Raw genomic sequence first — 16680 nt, 5'->3', positions numbered from 1 at the left:
CCGCTTAGATTCCTCGCTGCGCTCGGAATGCCCAGTCGCTGCGCTCGGAATGCCCAGTCGCTGCGCTCGGAATGCCCAGTCGCTGCGCTCGGAATGCCCAGTCGCTGCGCTCGGAATGCCCAGTCGCTGCGCTCGGAATGCCCAGTCGCTGCGCTCGGAATGCCCAGTCGCTGCGCTCGGAATGCCCAGTCGCTGCGCTCGGAATGCCCAGTCGCTGCGCTCGGAATGCCCAGTCGCTGCGCTCGGAATGCCAAGTCGCTGCGCTCGGAATGACACGCATGCGGCATCTTCAATCGTAATTAGTATTATCTCATCCAAACCGCAATTGCGTCTGCCCAACCTGGAGTACATCACCGCGACGCACCGGCGTTGGCTGGATGATACGCGCGCCGTTGAGATAGGTTCCATGGCTGCTGCCCGCATCTTCTACCGTCACCTGGCGTCCATTGTTGCGAATAATGGCATGGCGACGAGAGACGCTGCCATCGCCGATCAGCACAATCTGGCACTCCTCACTGCGGCCGATGACCAGTTCAGCGCCGCTGAGCGCGTAGGTGCGCGGCTGCGCCGCTCCCGCAATGACCGCCAGCGTCCCCCAAGCGCCGGTTGGCGCCGACTGAGCCGTGGAAACCGGTGGAGTGGCTTGATACGGTTGTGGCGGTGACGAAGGCGTGGGGGGCGCATACACCGGCACAGGAACGGGCGCTGGCGCGGGGCGCGGCGAGCGCCGCCGTCCCGCGCCTATAAGCGCAATTGCTGCAAACGCGAGCGCCAGGACGATGCCACAGACGCACAGCGCCAGCAAGCCCAGTAACGACTCGCTGCGCGGCGCCGACGGACGAGGCGCCGGTTGCGGCGCCTGCTCGGCAGGAGGTCCGCCGAACGACTTGCAGGCGTCAATCCGCCCCGTTCCCAACTCGAAGCGAGGGTTCAGGTCACGAATATCCGTCGCATTGGTGCGGATGGTCTCTGCGACCTGCGCCGCGCTCCAATCGGGATTCGCCGAAAAGAGCAGCGCCGCCAGCGCTGCCACATACGGCGTCGCCTGCGACGTGCCGCTCATATAGTCGTAATCGCGGCGGAAGCGCTCATCACGCGGCACCTGGTCGCTGGTCAGAAACACCTCGTAAGTCGGCATTGTGGAGAGGATATTGACCCCCGGCGCGCTGACAGCGATCCATGGACCAGAGTTCGAAAAGGGCGCCTTGTGGTCGCGCTGATCGGTCGCCGCCACCACGAGCACATCGGGATTATCGACAGCAATCGCATTGGGCAGCGGCACCGCGTCGTTGCCGGCGGCGACGACCACCAGCGCCCCCTGCTGCTGCGCATAGATAATCGCGTCGTTCACCAGCGCCGACGGTTCATCGGCGTTGAGGGTGAGGGTCGCGCCGAGGCTGAGATTGATCACCTTCGCCCCTCGGTCGGCGGCGAAGCGAATCCCACGAGCAATCGCCCGGTCGGAACCTTTGCCACGCGCATTCATCACCCGCACCGGCAGGATAGTCACCTCGGGCGCCAGCCCTGCGATCCCTTCGTTGTTGTCGAGAATCGCGGCGATAATCCCGGCGACGTGGGTTCCGTGACCATTTTCGTCACGCGGGTCTGCGTCGTTATCGACAAAATCGTACCCATCGGAGCGCAGGCGCGCTGCCAGGTCGGGGTGGGTCGGATCGACGCCGCTGTCAACCACTGCCACAATCACGTCGGCGCTGCCTCTGGTGCGCTCCCAAGCGCACGTCGCGCCAACCTTGTACAGCGCCCACTGTTCGTCGAAGCGAGGGTCAGTTGGCGATGAAGCGGATGCAAACAGTGCGATCGCCAGAGCGAGCAGGATGCGCAGCGACATCATCTTCTATTGTTGCTGTTCCAGTTCCGGCAATTGCAGACTGCGCAGGTACCATGTACCTTCCAGCAGCACCAGTTCGAAGATCGTATCGAATGAACGTTCACCCGAGTAGACCGAGCCGTAATCGACGGTGTAGCGCACCGTGCCGGTCAGGCGGACGCGCGCAATCGAGCCGTTGTTATCGACCAGCGTGTACGTCTCATTCTTGAATTGCAGGTCGGTGATATATTCCATGTATGAGCGCAGTTCCGGACTGATCTGCCGTTTGAGATCGGTCGGTTCAACATAAGAGAGCATTCGTGACACATCGCGCGCTTCAGTGGCAGCGACGAAGTTCTGCACCGTCTGCACCGGTCGCGGATCGCTCATTGGATCGGAAGGGCGGGTGAACCACCAGAGTGCAATTCCTGCAACTGCCAGGACAGCAATGCCGGCGACGAGCATCGTCCGGCGCGATGCCTGGCGTGGCGATGGCGGCGGTTCCGGCAACGGCGGCAACGGCGGCAGCGGACCGGTATCGACTTTTTGCTGCTGGGACGTTTGTTCCTGTGTCATAACGTCTGTGGCGTGTCGCGTCGGTGGAGCGGCAACCAGATGCCGCGGCGTTGAAACGCATACTCTCCAAGCGGTTCGAACCGCCCACTCATTTCGACATACCGGCGCTGACTGATATGAATAGTCGCGTCCTCAATGGTCAGAACACTGTACGCATTTCTGCCGCGTTCTCCTGCCCGAACGCGCCGCGATGTGCTGGTGCCGCTCTGGCAGACGACGAAGCGCTTCGCACTGCCCGCGACGCCGACATACGACACGTGGTGATGCCCGCAGAGCAGCACATCCACCCCGCTCTGTTCGAGCATCCGCGTCACGTCGGTTGCGTTGCGAACAATGCTGCGCTTCTCGCACCCTGGCGGTCGCACGACGCCGTGGTGCAGCACCGCAATCTTGCAGACATCATCCGGGTAGCGGACGAAGAGTTGCGCCATGGTGCGCTGCTGCTCAGGCGACACATACCCGCCGTCGATGGTCAACCCATGGGCGCTGTTGCCGCCGACAACCACGATGCCAGGGCGCTCGAACACCGGGTTGAGATCGGTCGAGATAAAGCGCCGGTAGCGATCAAGCGGGCGAAAGAACCGTTCCACCAGGTGAAACAGCGGAACATCGTGATTGCCCGGCACAATCAGGCGCGGCTCGGGCAACTGTTGAAGATACTGAGTGATCGCTTTCCACTGAGCCACAAAATCGGCGCGTTGCACCAGGTCGCCGGAGATAATCAGCAGATCGGGGCGCAGATCGCGCGCTTCGCGGGTGAGTTGGTCGGCGACATGCGGATGAAATGTGCGCCCGGCATGCAGGTCGGAAATGTGCATTAAGACGTAGCGCACCGGCGATTACTCCGCAGGGGCGGACTTTGCTGCGCGCGCCTTCTCCAGCGCCACGCTGATGATGGCGCGTGCGATCAACACCGCTTCGACCGCCAGCGCTGCGATAAAGGTGTACTTCACAATGTAGACGATGGTTTCCACATGCGCCTCCTGCCTGTCGGTCTCAAATCACTCTCTGCGATTGTAGCACAAAATGGGCAATTTGTGCCGGTGGTATAATTGCAGACCGTTAGCGTTACGTGGTGAAGAATTCATTCAAAGATGCCTATGACGATTAATTACACGGCATGGCTGCGCAGTTATGTTGGTCACCAGCGCCTGCTGCAACTTGCTGCGAGCGCATTCATTCGCAATGATCGGGGACATGTGCTGCTCGGTCAGCGCTCCGATGTGATGCTGTGGGCGCCACCGTCCGGCGTGGTGCAACTTGGCGAAACGCCGGCGCGCACCCTGGTGCGCGAAGTGCTCGAAGAGACCGGACTGCACGTCGTGGTCGAGCGCCTGATCGGGCTGTACACCGGGCGCGAATTCGAGTGGACCTACCCGAACGGCGATCAGGCGCAGATCGTCAGCGCCTTCTTCGCCTGCCGCGTCACCGGAGGCATGCTGCAACCGGACCATACGGAGTTTGTGTCGCTCGCCTATTACCCACCCGACCGCCTGCCGCCGCTGATGCCGCGCTATGTGCGCATGGTGCGCGATGCGTTCGCCGGGCGCGCGGAAGCGGCGTTCGATTAGTGATGAAACGTCTCGCCTACGCTTCTCCGGTCAACCCCGCTCCTTCGGGCATTTCGGATTACAGTGAGGAGCTGTTGCCGTATCTCGGCATGTATGCCGAGGTTACCCTTTACATCGAGGACGGGTTGCGCCCGACACATCCGCGCCTGGTGCAGCACCTCGAGATCCGCCCGGTGAGTCGGCTCGAACGTGACCATCGTCGCCGTCCGTTCGATGCTATCATCTACCATATGGGCAATAGTCCGGCGCACCTGGGGATATGGCGCGCATTGCAGCGCACCCCTGGCGTTGTGGTGCTGCACGACTTTGTGCTGCACCACTTCATGCTGCAAGAGATGGTGGCGGTGCGCGGGCAGATTGATCGCTACCGTGCTGAGATGCGCCGCCGGTATGGCGATGAAGGCGCGCGCGTGGCGGAACTGATGCTGCGTGGGCGGTTTCCTGAAGCCGCCTTTGACTTTCCGTTCTGTGAAGACGTGCTCGAACGCGCCACCGGCATCCTGGCGCACAGCCGATATGTGCTGGATCGGGTAACGGCGCTCAAGCCAGGATTGGCGACGGCGCTTGTACCAATGGGTGTGCCGCTGCCGATGCTCATTCCCCGCAACGAAGCGTGTGAACGCCTTGGTTTGCCGCAGAATGCGCTGATCCTCGCGTCGTTCGGACACATCAATCCCTATAAGCGGTTGGAACCGGCGCTGCGCGCGCTGCGCGACCTGCGTGCTGTTCATCCTGATGCGCGCTATCTGCTCGTCGGCAGCATCTCGCCGAACTATGATGCGCCGGGTGTCGTCGAACGCCTGGGGTTGACCGAAGCGGTTACGATCACCGGCTATGTGTCGCGTTCTACATTCGAGGATTATGTCGCGGCTGCCGACATCTGCCTGAACCTGCGCCATCCGACCGCTGGCGAGACATCGGCGAGCCTGCTGCGACTGCTCGGCGCCGGTCGCCCCACGCTGGTGACCGCCACCGGCTCATTCACTGAACTGCCGCCGGGGGTGGCAGCGCAGGTGGACCCCGACGGATCGGAGAGCGACCTGATCCTGGGGTACTGTCGCCTGCTGGCGGAACGCCCCGACGTGGCTGCGGCAATGGGCGCGGCAGCGCGGAAGTATGTGGCGCACTGCCATACGCTCGAAGGCGCAGCACGCGCATATGTTGAGTTTCTGGCGCGTCACTGCGGATGGGGCGACATTCGACCGTTGCGCGCAGCGCCGTTGTGGGATGTCGAAGGACGACCACCTCGTCGCGCGGCGCCCCGTGAACGCTTGTCGTTTGCCAGAGATGCAGATCAGAGCGCAGCGCAGCGCGCGCCCGCGCCGCCGCCGCTGGTGCAAACAGTCGCAGAGGCGCTGATCGGATTGGGTGTGACCGGCGACGACCGCGCGGTGTTGGATGCGGCGGCGCGGGCGCTGGCGGAGATCGGGTTCGGGCGCGAATAGTCCGGCGGCGGACGCTGGCGGCTTGAGCTGCCGGCGACGGTCCCCCTTCGCTCCTTGTGGGAGAAGGGGGGGAAGGTCATTATTTGAGCGTAACCACGAAACCCGCCGCGAAAATGCCCCCTTCGCCCCTTGTGGGAGAAGGGGGGATGAGGGGGAAAATCGCCCGCGCAGGCGCCTGGCGGCTGAAGCCGCAGGCTACATCCGGTTCTATAGCAGCCGTCCCCAGACATACGTCGAAGGTCACATATCAGCGATTCCTGTGCTACACTACCATCAACATCCGCCACCCCCCCTTTCGCTTGCTGTGGGAGAAGGGGAGCAAGGGTGATGAAGGGAAAACAGGCATCGGGACGCGGGAAGAAACGCGGTGACGGATCGCCCCGACGCCCCCGTGGTCGCCTGCAGGGAATGACGATGACCGTAACAGCAGCCGTTCAACCAATGTGGATCGCAATTGCGAACCAGATTACGGACATTGACCTCACGGCGCTTCAGGGAACGTGGAGCGTTGCGCAGTATCTTGCCCTGACCGCGCATACGAACCGCCTGATCGAATACACCGATGGGGTCATCGAGGTATTGCCGATGCCGACCGAGAAACACCAGGCTATCTCACTGGTTTTGCTGCTCAGTTTCCTGGCGTTCGTGCGACCGCGCGGCGGCGTGGCGTTCTACGCGCCGCTGCGGCTCGAAATCCGTCCAGGGAAGTTCCGCGAACCCGATCTGCTGCTCCTCCTGCGCAGCGATGACCCGCGTCGGCAGAACGACTACTGGCGCGGCGCGGACCTGGTGGCGGAAATCGTCAGCGCCGACAACCCGGCGCGCGATCTGGAGGAGAAGCCGCGCGACTATGCCGAAGCGGGCATCCCGGAGTACTGGATCGTCAATCCGCTCGATGAAACGATCACGGTGCTGACCCTCGCCGGTGATGCGTATGCGCCGTATGGCGTCTTCCGGCGTGGCGTTGCGGCGCGTTCGCGCCTGCTCGACGGCTTTGCCGTGCGGGTGGATGAGGTGTTTGATGCGTGAATAGCGCACGGATGTGGATGGATCAGGGATCGGGATGTGTCTTTCACCGTCAGGCGGGAGCGCCCTGCCTGGGGTGGAGAGACGCTGCGGGCTGAAGCCCGGGCTGAGATCATGAAAGCCCCGCTGGAGATTCCACATCCTGAGCGAGGGCTTGAGCTCACCGTCAGGCGGGAGCGCCCTGCCTGGGGTGGAGAGACGCTGCGGGCTGAAGCCCGGGCTGAGATCATGAAAGCCCCGCTGGAGATTCCACATCCTGAGCGAGGGCTTGAGCCCGCAGCTTACCGCGTCAGCGCCACTTTGACCACTGCCTGCCCACTGATCGTGACGTGTGCCGTGTGCGCCACGGATTGTCCATCGACGGTTGGGACATGGTCGCGGGCGCTGAAGGTCAGGTCGCGTTCGGGATCGCTCTTACGCTGGCGGCGCGGGTTGAGTTGCGCGGTGATGCGCAGCGGCAGCGCCGCGCCATGCGGCAGCACTCGTCGCAGGATGGCGCGAGCGCGCTGAAGCGCATCGCGTGGCGCTTCCGCCTCGTCGAGCACCACGCGCGCGCGTGGTTTGGGCATCCGTTCCACTGCCACGATTGTGCGGTCGGTGTTCCAGGGTTTCGGTTCGATGTTTGCATCATAGAGCGCTCCCCATGGATCGCCGAGCAACACGAATTCAATCAGCGTCTTGATGTCTACATCATCGAGAAACCCCTGGCGGCGGTACATCTCCTGCGCAAATTCTATTCGCGCCTGGTGCAGCGCGCGACCAATCGGCTCGCCACGCGCCAGATGCTTCATCATGGCGTGAAACAGGAGGTCGGCGCCGATCAGAGGGTTGGTCAGGCTGCCGTAAGCGTTAACCGTTGCTCCAACGAATGCGAGCGCGCCGTGTGCCAGCGCGCGCAGCGGGATGGATGCGTCAACGGTGCGCCCGGCGAGTTCTGCGCCGTAGCACGCTTCGCTCAGGATCAGCGCGCCATCCGCCGTGGTATCGTCAATCTGATCAGGACGCAGCGCCACCGGCAGGCGCGTTGCTGCGCCGGGCCAGACAGCATCGGGTTGCCCGTAGAGGTTGGGAAGCCCGGCTGCGCCGTGGAGATTGAAGTAGAGCAATCGCCTGCCGCTCAGTGTGCGAAGGTCGAGGTTTTCGGCAAGGTGCGGCGGGCTTGACGTGAGCGGCGCATCGGCTGTGAGCGCGTCGAGAACCGCACGCGAGGCATCCTTCCAGATTTCGGCGCAATACCCGGCGCTCAAAACATCGAGGGGCGGCGCGTCGCGCGCCAGGCGGCGACCGGATGACCGTTGCAATCGTCTCAATTGCGGGCGACTGCCGTAGTGGTATGCCGTCATCCGGTCAAGCTGGGCAAAGAGCAGCGACGGGTCGCCGACGTTGCCGTCGGGAAGGCGTGCAACCATGCGTTGTGGCGCCACGTATGCCGGGTCATCGGTAGCATATGGGTTGTCGGAGAGCACGACGACGTCATCGTCGGGCAGCGGGTTGGGCAGGCGATGGAACGGGACGATATCGTCGCCGCCGATGATCAGCACCGCTCCCAGGGTACGTCCACGTTCAGAAAGTGCGCCGGAAAGAGTGCGCAACAGGTCGCGCAGCGCCCCCGCTTCGACGGCGACCGGCGCAGCCGCGATGCCGTCGTCGAGCCGGAGCGTATCTGCGTCATCGTAGTAGCAGATATGCGCCATCACACCGCGCTGTTGCAACGCCATCGCATACTGTTGCAACCGTTGATCCAGGGCTGCACATCCATCTGCGCCGAAGCGCCGCTGCAACGCTGTCCGTGATGAGAGCGTCACTTGTGTGAACGTTCGACCATCGGCATACGGCACGAGCGGACGGGGCGCTGCGCTGGCGTCGATGAGGCGCTGACGCACTCGCTCTGCTATGGCGAGGAAGTGTTTGACCTCTGGATCGGTGCTCTCCGGTTGTCTGGCGTCGCTAGCACGCGCGGATAGCGCGGCATCCTGTTCCTTCCCCGCTCCCGTTGCCGGACTCGGCGGGTCGCTCGTTTCCGGGAGACGTTTTGGCGCTGCCAGCGGCTGTGTTGCGCAGGTGTGACTGCCGGCGGTCGCAGGCAGGGCGTGATACGCCGTGAGATGTTCCAGATACGGCCGCACGGGATCGAACTCTTCGCTCCAGCGCACAACCGGCGGCGGCGGCAGCATCCAGGGAGGCGCTTCGGGAGCGAAGAAGCGGCGTGTCAGGCGCCCGTCGGGATCATAAGCGGCGCAATACCGCTTTGCCGCTGTATCGTGCTCGTGCAGCGCAGCCCGCGCGAGCAGCGCCGGGAGGCGCCCGGCATCCGGCGATGTGAGGTGCGTCAAGGCATGGCGGGCGCCGGCCAGATCACCGCTGCGCCGCAGTGCTTCAATATAATAGAACCGCAGATCGTCGCGGCGTGGGAAACGCGCCAGCGCCGTCGCCAGTTCGGCAACCGCCAGTTCGGCAAGACCACGATGCAGGTATTCAATGCCTTTACCGGCGGTAGATGGTTCGGGGGCGATTCCCGGCGTCAGTGCGATACTGCCGAGCGGATCGTGCAGCACCGCACGGTTCAGCGCCGCTGTCGCCGCCTTTGCCTCTCCGGTGCGCGCCAGCGCACCCGCCAGTCCAGCCCAGGCATTGGCATCGAGCGGGTTCAGACGCAGCGCGCGACGGAAATAATCTACTGCGACGGCTGCGTTTCCTGCGTCGAGCAACGCCTGCCCCAGCCAGACCTGGGGGGCGATCGCTTCGGGAAAGACGCGCCGGAGAGCGTGCGCCGCGCGCCAGGCAGCGCCGGAATCGCCCAGGCGTAGCGCCAGCTCAATGGCGCGCACCAGGTGCGGTAATTCGATGGTCTCCAATGAAGACCTGGCAGTCGTCATGGCAAAACGTTTCCTTTCTAGAGCGTTTCATGCGTTCCAGTCCGGCGGCGGATCGGGTTCCGGGTCAGGGGGATGGGGGTTGGGAAAAGGAACCTCGTATGGTTTGAGAAGCATGATCTGCCTCCTTTCCTCCATGTGTCCAACTGAGAAATGACCCAGATGGGCGCTATGCAGCATCACTCTCGCCACGCAAATGTTGCGCCACAAACGCCAGCGGTCCGAGGGTGCTGAGTTCAATCACCGCCTCGCTGTAGCCGGGACGGAGTTTGACGGCGCGGCGGAACCGCTCAATGGCTCGGCTGTACTGTTTCAGTCGGCGATGCGCGCGCCCGGCGAAGAAGTGGTACCGTGGTTCGTCGGGGCGCTGCGCAATGGCGCGCTCGAATGCGCCAAGTGCTTCGTGATACAACCCGACCGTCAGCGCCATCTCACCGTAGCGCGCCAGTAGTTCGGGATCGGACGGCGCGCGTTGCACTGCGCGCTCGAGCGCCTGGCGCGCCTCATCAAAGCGTCGCATCTGCGCAAGAACCTCTGCCAGTTGAATCTGAAGCGCGGGATCGTCAGGGCGCAGTTCTACGGCGCGCTGGCTGTGAACAAGAGCAGCGCGGCTATCGTTTTCGGATGCGAAGAGGCGCGCGATGGTTGCATGCGCGTCTGCCGAGCCGGGATCGAGCGCCAATGCCCGTTCGAGCAACTCACGGGCGGCGTCCGGGTTGCCCAGTTCGAATTGAGCGCGTCCCAACCGCCAGCAATAGGTAGCGTTCTGCGGGTCGCGCGTGAGCGCCTGCTCGTAGTGCCACGCTGCCCGCTCGATTTCGCCCTGCTCCTCCTGAAGCGCACCGGCAACCGCGTGCAGCGCAGCATGGTCGCCAAACCGCAGGAGCGCTCGCTCGACGGTTTCCTGCGCCGCGTCGCGCTCCTGACGCTCCAGCAGTCCTTCGACCAGCCCCAGCCAATGGCGCGGCTCGTCGGGCGCGAGTTGGACGGCGGCGGCATAATGTTCGATGGCTGCCGGGTCGCGCTGTTGGCGGAGGAGTTCGGCCAGTTCGTAGTGCCAGGCGCCCTGCTGCGGTTCGTGCTCCAACGCTTTTTCAAACACCTGGCGCGCCTCGTCGATGCGTCCCTGCTGGCGCAACAGGCGCGCCTGCGCATACCGGTAATCGGCATGGTCGGGCGCCAGTTGCACGGCGCGCGCATAGGCGCTACGCGCCGCGTCGATCATCCCCATGCGCTGGCAGATGTCTCCCATTTGCGCATGCCATGCGGCAACGTCGGGTTGCAGGGTCAGGGCATTGATCAGAGCAGCGCGCGCTTCCTGGAGGCGTCCGCTGGCGGCATAGAGTGTGGCAAGCAGGTGATGATGCTCGCCTGCCGAGGAGTCGAGCCGGACGGCGCGTTGTGCGGCGGCAATTGCACGTTCGCGTCGACCGGCTGCCGCGTATGCCTGGCTGAGGGCGGCAGCGGTTGGCGCATGATCGGGGCGCAGTTCGGCAGCCTGTTCGATGGCGTCAATCGCCGTCTGAGGTTCATTCAATGCCAGGCAGGCGCGTCCGAGAAACAGGTGTGCCTGAGCGTGCCGTGGATCGCTGGCGGTGGCACTAGTCAGTTCCGTGCGTGCTGCTGTGGCATGACCACAATCGAGAAGAACCCGACCCAGCAGATACCGGTCTGCCGGAAGCGCAGCATTGTGAGCAATCACCGATTCAAGATCGGCGCGCGCATCGTCGAGGCGACCGACCAGATAGAGCGACAGTGCGCGGCTGCGCAGGATGGCGATCCGTTCGCTGCCCTGCAGCGGAGGGTAGACACCGGTTGTCATACTGACAGCGTGATCATCCGCCAGCGCCATAGCGCGCGCGAATGCTTCGACAGCGGGAGCATGATTGGCAGACTGCTGTTCCGTCAGTCCAAGTTCGTACCACCAGCGAGCGCAGCGCGGGTCAAGGGTGATCGCCTGCTGGAACGACCGCCGCGCGATCGTCAGCGCTGCGCGCCGATTGGGCGGCGCTGTGCGCAAGTCGTCAGGCTCGACAATTGGTGCGACTGCCAGACGGTGGGCGATTCCCAGGCATCCGTGGTGCGACGCGATCTCAGGCGCTAACGCAACCGCATCTGCGAGTGGTGCGATGGCGGCTGCCGGATTGTTCTGTTCAAGCAATGTCAATCCAAGCAGGAATGCGGCAGACGCCGATTCGGGATCGAGTTCGCAGGCGCGGCGCAATGCCTGAACAGCGTCTTCCAGAACCCCCTGCATGCGCAACACGGCGCCGAGCACTCGCCAATGGTCGGCGCATTGACCCTCCACCGCTACGGCGAGGCGCGCTGCTTCGACCGCAGCAGCAAGATGATCGGGGCTGTCGATCGCACTCGCAATCAACGCTTCTGCAAGACGAGCATGTGCAGCAGCGTAATCGGGCCGGCGGGTAATGGCGATGCGTAATTGTTCTGTCGCAGCGGCGGGTTCGCCAAGCCGCAGCAGCACGTCGCCAAGGCGAAAGCGCGTCGTCGCCTGATCGGGTGCAGCGGCAACGGCGTGTTCGAGTGCGATGCGCGCAGCAGGAAGATGACCCAGCGCCAGGTGATCATCGGCAAGTTCTTCCCACCACTGCGGCGGGCTGGTATCATTCACAACGCCGCTGAGGTGTTCGATGGCTTCTGCGCGTCGACCGCTGGCGCGCAGCGCGCGCGCCAGCATGCGCCGATACTGCGGATTGTCGGGTTGCAGCGTTGCAGCGCGTCGGGCGCTATCGAGCGCCTGGAGGGTATGACCGAGATCGAGCAGGATTTCGGCGAGTAACGCATAACTTTCGGCGTCGCGTGGTTCACGCCGCAACGCCTCGACAAGATCGGCGCGCGCGTGGTCGAGTTGGCCAATTGCCATCAGCGCACGAGCGCGGGCGCGTCGCACCTCTGTCCGATCAGGGGCGGTTGCAACCGCCTGGTTAAGTTCCGCCAGGGCTTCGCCATGCCAGCCGCGTTCCAGATGCACCAGCGCCAGTTCGACGCGCCAGGATGCGGCGTCGGGGCGCAGGCGCAACGCCTGTTCGAGCGCTTCGGCGGCAGCCGGAAGATCGCTGAGCGCACACAGACACCTGCCGAGCGCATAGTAGTCCTCGGCGGCGCCGGACCCCGCAGCTGCGCGGCGCAGTGCATTCAGCGCCCCTGAGTAGTTGCCGATGCGATACAGGAAATGCCCTAGACGCTGCTGCCAGTCGATGCGGTCGGGTTCGGCAGCAGCGGCGCTTTCCAGTTCTGCGACTGCCGCTGCGAGGTTGCCGGCGCCTTCCAGAGCATCGGCGAGCAATGCACGATACTCGCTGTTGCCCGGAGCGCAATCGACGCTTGCACGCGCATACGCAACCGCCTGTTCCCAATCGGCGATGCGGGCGCGAATGCGGCTGATTAGTGCATAAATGCGAGCGCTCATCCGGTTACGCTGCTCTTCGTCGACGCTGGCGATATATTGAAGTGCGTATTGCAGCGCCTGTTCCGCCTGTGTCAGGTCGCCTGTTTCCAGGAGCAACTCGCCCAACCGCACGTGATGGGAGATATCGGCGGGTGCAAGCGCTACAGCGCGCTGTGCCAGGCTCACAGCCGCAGCATAGTCGTCAGCACGCGCCAGCAGGTCGCGCAGCGCAACACAGGAAGACAGCAGCGTGGCATCGAGCGCCAGCGCTCGTTCCAGCAATGGGCGCGCTTCGTCATCACGCCGAAGGGTGATGAGCGCCTCGGCTGCCAGCGCCAGGGGAAGCGCCTGATCAGGAGCAAGGGTATGCGCCTGTTGTGCGGCTGCCAGTGCTGCCTCTGCCCGTCCTGCCGCGAGGAGCGCCCGGCTTCGATCCAGATGTGCCGCGACCAGGCGCGAGTCGAGCGCCACTGCACGGTCGAGCAGTTCGAGCGCCTCGTTCACGCGCCCCAGGCGCAACGCCAGACTGCCGACGCGCTGCTGGATCGCCGCATTCCCTGGCGCCAGACGCGCAACACGCCGCCCAACGGAGTAAGCCGCTTCGAGACGACCGCATGACTCTAGCGCCGTCTGGTAGGCGTCGAGTGTTTCGATGTCGTCGGGGTGCAGAAGGAGTGCGCGCTCAAAAGCGGCGCATGCTTCGTCTGCCATACTCAGGTGCAGGTACGCCCTGCCAAGTGCGCTTTCGTGCTGTGCGCTGCCACTCAAGCGCGCCGCGCGTTGGAAAGAACGCGCCGCCAGATGCCAGGCGCCGGCAGCCGCATGGAGCATTCCCACCTGAAACAACGTTTCGGGATCACGGCGCGCGCGCCGCAGGGCGACCGCCAGCAATGAACGTGCCCGCGCCAGATCGCCGCGCCGCAGGAGAAGCGCACCGGCGGCGCGCGCATAGTCGGCGCATTGCGGATCGAGCATCGCTGCCTGTTCATATGCTGCAAGCGCCGTGTCCCACTGTTCGAGGGCTTCAGCAGCGATGCCATAGTCGTAGTGGAGATCGGCGCGTTCAGGCGCCAACGTCAGCGCCTGGCGCAGGAGGCGTTCGGCGTCGCGTGATCGTCCAAGGCGGCGGTATGCCAGACCCAACGCGCGCGTGTGATCGGGGGATTCCGGCGCGAGAGCGTGCGCACGTCGATAGGCGTCGAGCGCCTGATCGGTGTCACCGGTACGCCACAAAAGTTCTGCCAGTTCGCCATAGGTCGCGGCGCTGTCCGGGCGCAATTCGAGCGCCGTGCGCAGCGCCGCCGCAGCGCCGTCATTGTCGCCGCAATTGCGCAGGAGCGCTCCCAAACGACGATGATATGTGGCACATTGCGGATCGAGCGAGACCGCCGCGCGGTATGCTGCCAGCGCGCTCTCCATTTCACCGCATGCTTCGAGCGCCTGTCCCAATTCATCCTGCAACGCAGCGTTCGAGGAATCGAGTTCCACTGCGCGTTGCAATGCAGCGCGCGCGCCGGACCAGTCGCCAATGCTGCGACGCACCTGCCCCAGACGCGCATAGAGCATCGGGTCATCGGGGCGCAGGGCAACGGCGCGCGCATAACTCTCGACCGCTTTCGCGTTATGCCCGGCGTCGGCATAGACCTCGCCGAGTTCTGCATACGTCGCCGCATCACTGCCAGATGCGGCGATCAGGTCGCGCAGTTCCGCTTCCGCTTCCTCGAGACGCCCCAGACGGCGCAGCGCGACCGCCACACTACGCCGATATGCCGGTTCGCCAGGTTGTTGCTGTGCCGCGTGGCGATATGCCTCCAGCGCCCGCGCGAAGCGACCCTGTTGGAGATAGACGTGTCCTAATTCGTGCGCAGCGGCTGCCGAACGCTTTTGCTGCGCATCGAGCACCGTTTCCAGCGCTGCCGCCGCCTGTTCCAGCTCACCCATCCGGCTGCATACGACCCCGAGTTGCTGCCGGTAGCGCAGATCGTCGGCTTCGCGCGCCAGCGCCTGCTCATAAGCGACGCGCGCCAGCCGCCACTGACCGGATCGGCAGTAGAGATCGCCCAGGCGACCGAACAGCCCGGCTTCGTCGTACCCTTCGTTGCCGGCGCGCTCCAGTTGCTCCAACGCTGCGCGATCCAGACCCTCGGCAGCAAACGCGTCGGCGATCATCACTCGCAACGGTGGCGTCAGGGAGCCGCTGCGCTCGAGCAGTTCGTCGTAGTGCGCGGGCGCTTCTGCGTCGATCAGGCAGCGCGCCGTCAACCCAACGGCGCCAGAAGCCAGCAGGCGCCGCACCACCGCCTCACGATCCTCGGACAGGCTGTAGGCGAAGATCACGGCATCCGTCCAAGTGCGGCTCAGAATGGAAGCGGACCACTGATCGGGGCGTGTGCGCGCCAGCAGCAGCGCCTGGGCAAAAGAACGCAACAGGGGATGATGGAAGCCGATCAGTCGTCGTTCGGCATCGAAGTTCAGAATACCGGCATCGATCAATGCCAGAATCGCGGCTTCGCCGGTTGCGGCGCGCAGCGTTCGTTCGTGCACCAATGGTGATTGACGCAGCGCACGCGCTGTAACCTGAGTATCGGACACATAGGCGCTTACTTCGATGGCCGTGATTGCACTGTCGAGCGTGAGTTCGGTCTGCCCCTGGTGTTCGAGAAGGTGAGCAATGGTCGTGAGTGCATGTACAGCCTGTGATGCCGGGATCGAGCGCGGATGCGCTGCCAGCGCTGTTGTCACAAGCGCGGGCATCCAGGTTGCCAGAAGCCGTCCGCGGCTCTGAATGGGCGCATTCAGCGCCTCACGCGCTTCGATCAGCGCCGTGAGCCAGCGCGGTCGAGTCGCCAGTTGCAGAATATCGTCGTTGCGCTGAATCCAGGCAGCCGCCCCATCGCCGACCTGACGTTGCAGTTGCGCAACGACATCGCGCGGACGGAGCGGTTGCAGCACACGCACCTCAGCGCCGTTCAGCCAGGGGCGGAACAGCCCCAGATACTCGCTGCGACACGTACTGATCCAGCGCGTCTGAGCGCCGGTCGCTGCCAGGGTGTGGCTCAGTGCCGCCAGACCGGTGAGCTGTGTGGCTGGCGGAAGTTCGTCCAGCCCATCGAGCAGGAAGAGCAGCGGACGATCGCGCGCCAGTTCGTCGAGCGGCGGCGGCGCTCCAATGCCGAATGTGTCCGCCAGTGTTGCTTCGATGCTTCCCCGGAAACGCGCCAGCTCGATGTAGAGTGGAAGAGGGGCATGTGCGCCGCTCCATGCCGTGCGACTATTGCCCGAAAGGAACGCTTCTGCCAGCCCGATAGCCAGCGCCCGCAGGCTTGTTGTTTTACCGGCGCCTGCCGGACCGATCAGCGCCAGGCGCGGGAAGATTTCCGCTGCCATTTGAATCGTCAGTGGCGCGGAGACAGGGACTCCCACTTCGGGCGTATGAGCGGCATCGGTCGCCAACCAGAGGGGTGCGACAGTCCGCGCGGCGCTGAAGTTCGATTGACCGCAAAGCGCCTCCAGGTAACGATGCGCCCAGCCAGCGAGTTGCACTGCCATACGTTCTTTCCTTTGCCGCCAGACAAACGGTGGTGCGCTTTCCGGCGCCCTCCACGCCTGAATTCGTTACGCGCCGATCATCATCATCATCCAGAACGCCAGCCCGCAAATGATGGTGCCCAACAGGCAGAGAAATGCGCCGGTGCCGATGGCGGTCTGCACCAGGCGGGTAATGGCTTCGAGCAGATGTGCCGCTCCATCGAGCGCCGCCTGAACGCCAATATCCGCCAGAGCCTTGCTGCTCAGCCGCGATGATTGCCCCGCTAGCGATCGCATGGCTTCCTGATACTCCCGCGTCATAATGATCACCAGTCCACAGATGAGCATGCCGATGCCGGTGATGAACAGGGTGATGGCCATACCAATCTGAATGGTTGTGGTCATACGAGACTCCGCACAGTCG

General features: G+C 64.1%; 10 protein-coding genes. 3 read left to right on the top strand and 7 right to left on the bottom strand.

What is annotated here, in order from left to right; genetic code table 11:
• Nucleotides 1-310: 310 nt before the first annotated feature.
• From RCAS_RS01185 to RCAS_RS26135, 4 genes are read right to left on the bottom strand one after another with little or no spacing between them, the layout of a single operon-like run.
• Nucleotides 311-1852, bottom strand: coding sequence for a S8 family serine peptidase (locus RCAS_RS01185; protein WP_011997761.1), 1542 nt, complete (start codon nucleotides 1850-1852; stop codon nucleotides 311-313).
• Between the two features lie 3 nt (nucleotides 1853-1855).
• Complete coding sequence (locus RCAS_RS01180) at nucleotides 1856-2404, bottom strand: hypothetical protein (RefSeq protein ID WP_011997760.1); 549 nt, start codon at nucleotides 2402-2404, stop codon at nucleotides 1856-1858.
• On the bottom strand, nucleotides 2401-3237 hold the full coding sequence (locus RCAS_RS01175) for a metallophosphoesterase family protein (RefSeq protein WP_011997759.1): 837 nt from the start codon (nucleotides 3235-3237) through the stop codon (nucleotides 2401-2403). The genes RCAS_RS01180 and RCAS_RS01175 overlap by 4 nt, the downstream gene beginning before the upstream one ends.
• 6 nt (nucleotides 3238-3243) lie before the next feature.
• Complete coding sequence (locus RCAS_RS26135; RefSeq protein WP_011997758.1) at nucleotides 3244-3378, bottom strand: hypothetical protein; 135 nt, start codon at nucleotides 3376-3378, stop codon at nucleotides 3244-3246.
• Nucleotides 3379-3504: 126 nt separating this feature from the next.
• Here RCAS_RS26135 and RCAS_RS01170 point away from each other — a divergent pair, with 126 nt between their 5' ends.
• The 3 genes from RCAS_RS01170 to RCAS_RS01160 all read left to right on the top strand — a co-directional run bounded on the left by RCAS_RS01170 (nucleotide 3505) and on the right by RCAS_RS01160 (nucleotide 6449).
• Entirely contained in the window at nucleotides 3505-3975 is a 471-nt protein-coding gene (locus tag RCAS_RS01170) for an NUDIX domain-containing protein (protein WP_041330123.1), read from the top strand.
• A gap of 2 nt (nucleotides 3976-3977) precedes the next feature.
• Nucleotides 3978-5420 (top strand): glycosyltransferase, encoded by a 1443-nt coding sequence (locus RCAS_RS01165; RefSeq protein ID WP_011997756.1) that lies wholly within the window; start codon nucleotides 3978-3980, stop codon nucleotides 5418-5420.
• A gap of 414 nt (nucleotides 5421-5834) precedes the next feature.
• Nucleotides 5835-6449: a Uma2 family endonuclease gene (locus RCAS_RS01160; RefSeq protein ID WP_041330122.1), complete on the top strand. Its 615-nt coding sequence runs from the start codon at nucleotides 5835-5837 to the stop codon at nucleotides 6447-6449.
• Nucleotides 6450-6727: 278 nt separating this feature from the next.
• Here the strand turns inward: RCAS_RS01160 and RCAS_RS01155 are convergent, their stop codons facing one another.
• The 3 genes from RCAS_RS01155 to RCAS_RS01145 form a co-directional block, all read right to left on the bottom strand.
• Nucleotides 6728-9322, bottom strand: a complete 2595-nt coding sequence (locus RCAS_RS01155; RefSeq protein ID WP_011997754.1) for a tetratricopeptide repeat protein — start codon at nucleotides 9320-9322, stop codon at nucleotides 6728-6730.
• Nucleotides 9323-9488: 166 nt separating this feature from the next.
• Entirely contained in the window at nucleotides 9489-16277 is a 6789-nt protein-coding gene (locus RCAS_RS01150) for a tetratricopeptide repeat protein (RefSeq protein ID WP_011997753.1), read from the bottom strand.
• A 66-nt stretch (nucleotides 16278-16343) separates the two neighbouring features.
• Nucleotides 16344-16661: a hypothetical protein gene (locus RCAS_RS01145; RefSeq protein ID WP_011997752.1), complete on the bottom strand. Its 318-nt coding sequence runs from the start codon at nucleotides 16659-16661 to the stop codon at nucleotides 16344-16346.
• Nucleotides 16662-16680 lie beyond the last annotated feature (19 nt).

The sequence above is a fragment of the Roseiflexus castenholzii DSM 13941 genome (genome assembly GCF_000017805.1).
Lineage (GTDB): Bacteria > Chloroflexota > Chloroflexia > Chloroflexales > Roseiflexaceae > Roseiflexus > Roseiflexus castenholzii.
The sequence above is the reverse complement of the archived record's forward strand: the minus strand, read 5'-3'. Positions and strand labels throughout refer to the sequence as shown.

Excerpts from the sequence above, each read along its gene's own strand:
- RCAS_RS01185 (WP_011997761.1), bottom strand. The coding sequence starts at position 1,852 with ATGATGTCGCTGCGCATCCTGCTCGCTCTGGCGATCGCACTGTTTGCA.
- RCAS_RS01180 (WP_011997760.1), bottom strand. The coding sequence starts at position 2,404 with ATGACACAGGAACAAACGTCCCAGCAGCAAAAAGTCGATACCGGTCCG.
- RCAS_RS01170 (WP_041330123.1), top strand. The coding sequence starts at position 3,505 with ATGACGATTAATTACACGGCATGGCTGCGCAGTTATGTTGGTCACCAG.
- RCAS_RS01165 (WP_011997756.1), top strand. The coding sequence starts at position 3,978 with ATGAAACGTCTCGCCTACGCTTCTCCGGTCAACCCCGCTCCTTCGGGC.
- RCAS_RS01160 (WP_041330122.1), top strand. The coding sequence starts at position 5,835 with ATGACCGTAACAGCAGCCGTTCAACCAATGTGGATCGCAATTGCGAAC.
- RCAS_RS01155 (WP_011997754.1), bottom strand. The coding sequence starts at position 9,322 with ATGACGACTGCCAGGTCTTCATTGGAGACCATCGAATTACCGCACCTG.
- RCAS_RS01150 (WP_011997753.1), bottom strand. The coding sequence starts at position 16,277 with ATGGCAGTGCAACTCGCTGGCTGGGCGCATCGTTACCTGGAGGCGCTT.
- RCAS_RS01145 (WP_011997752.1), bottom strand. The coding sequence starts at position 16,661 with ATGACCACAACCATTCAGATTGGTATGGCCATCACCCTGTTCATCACC.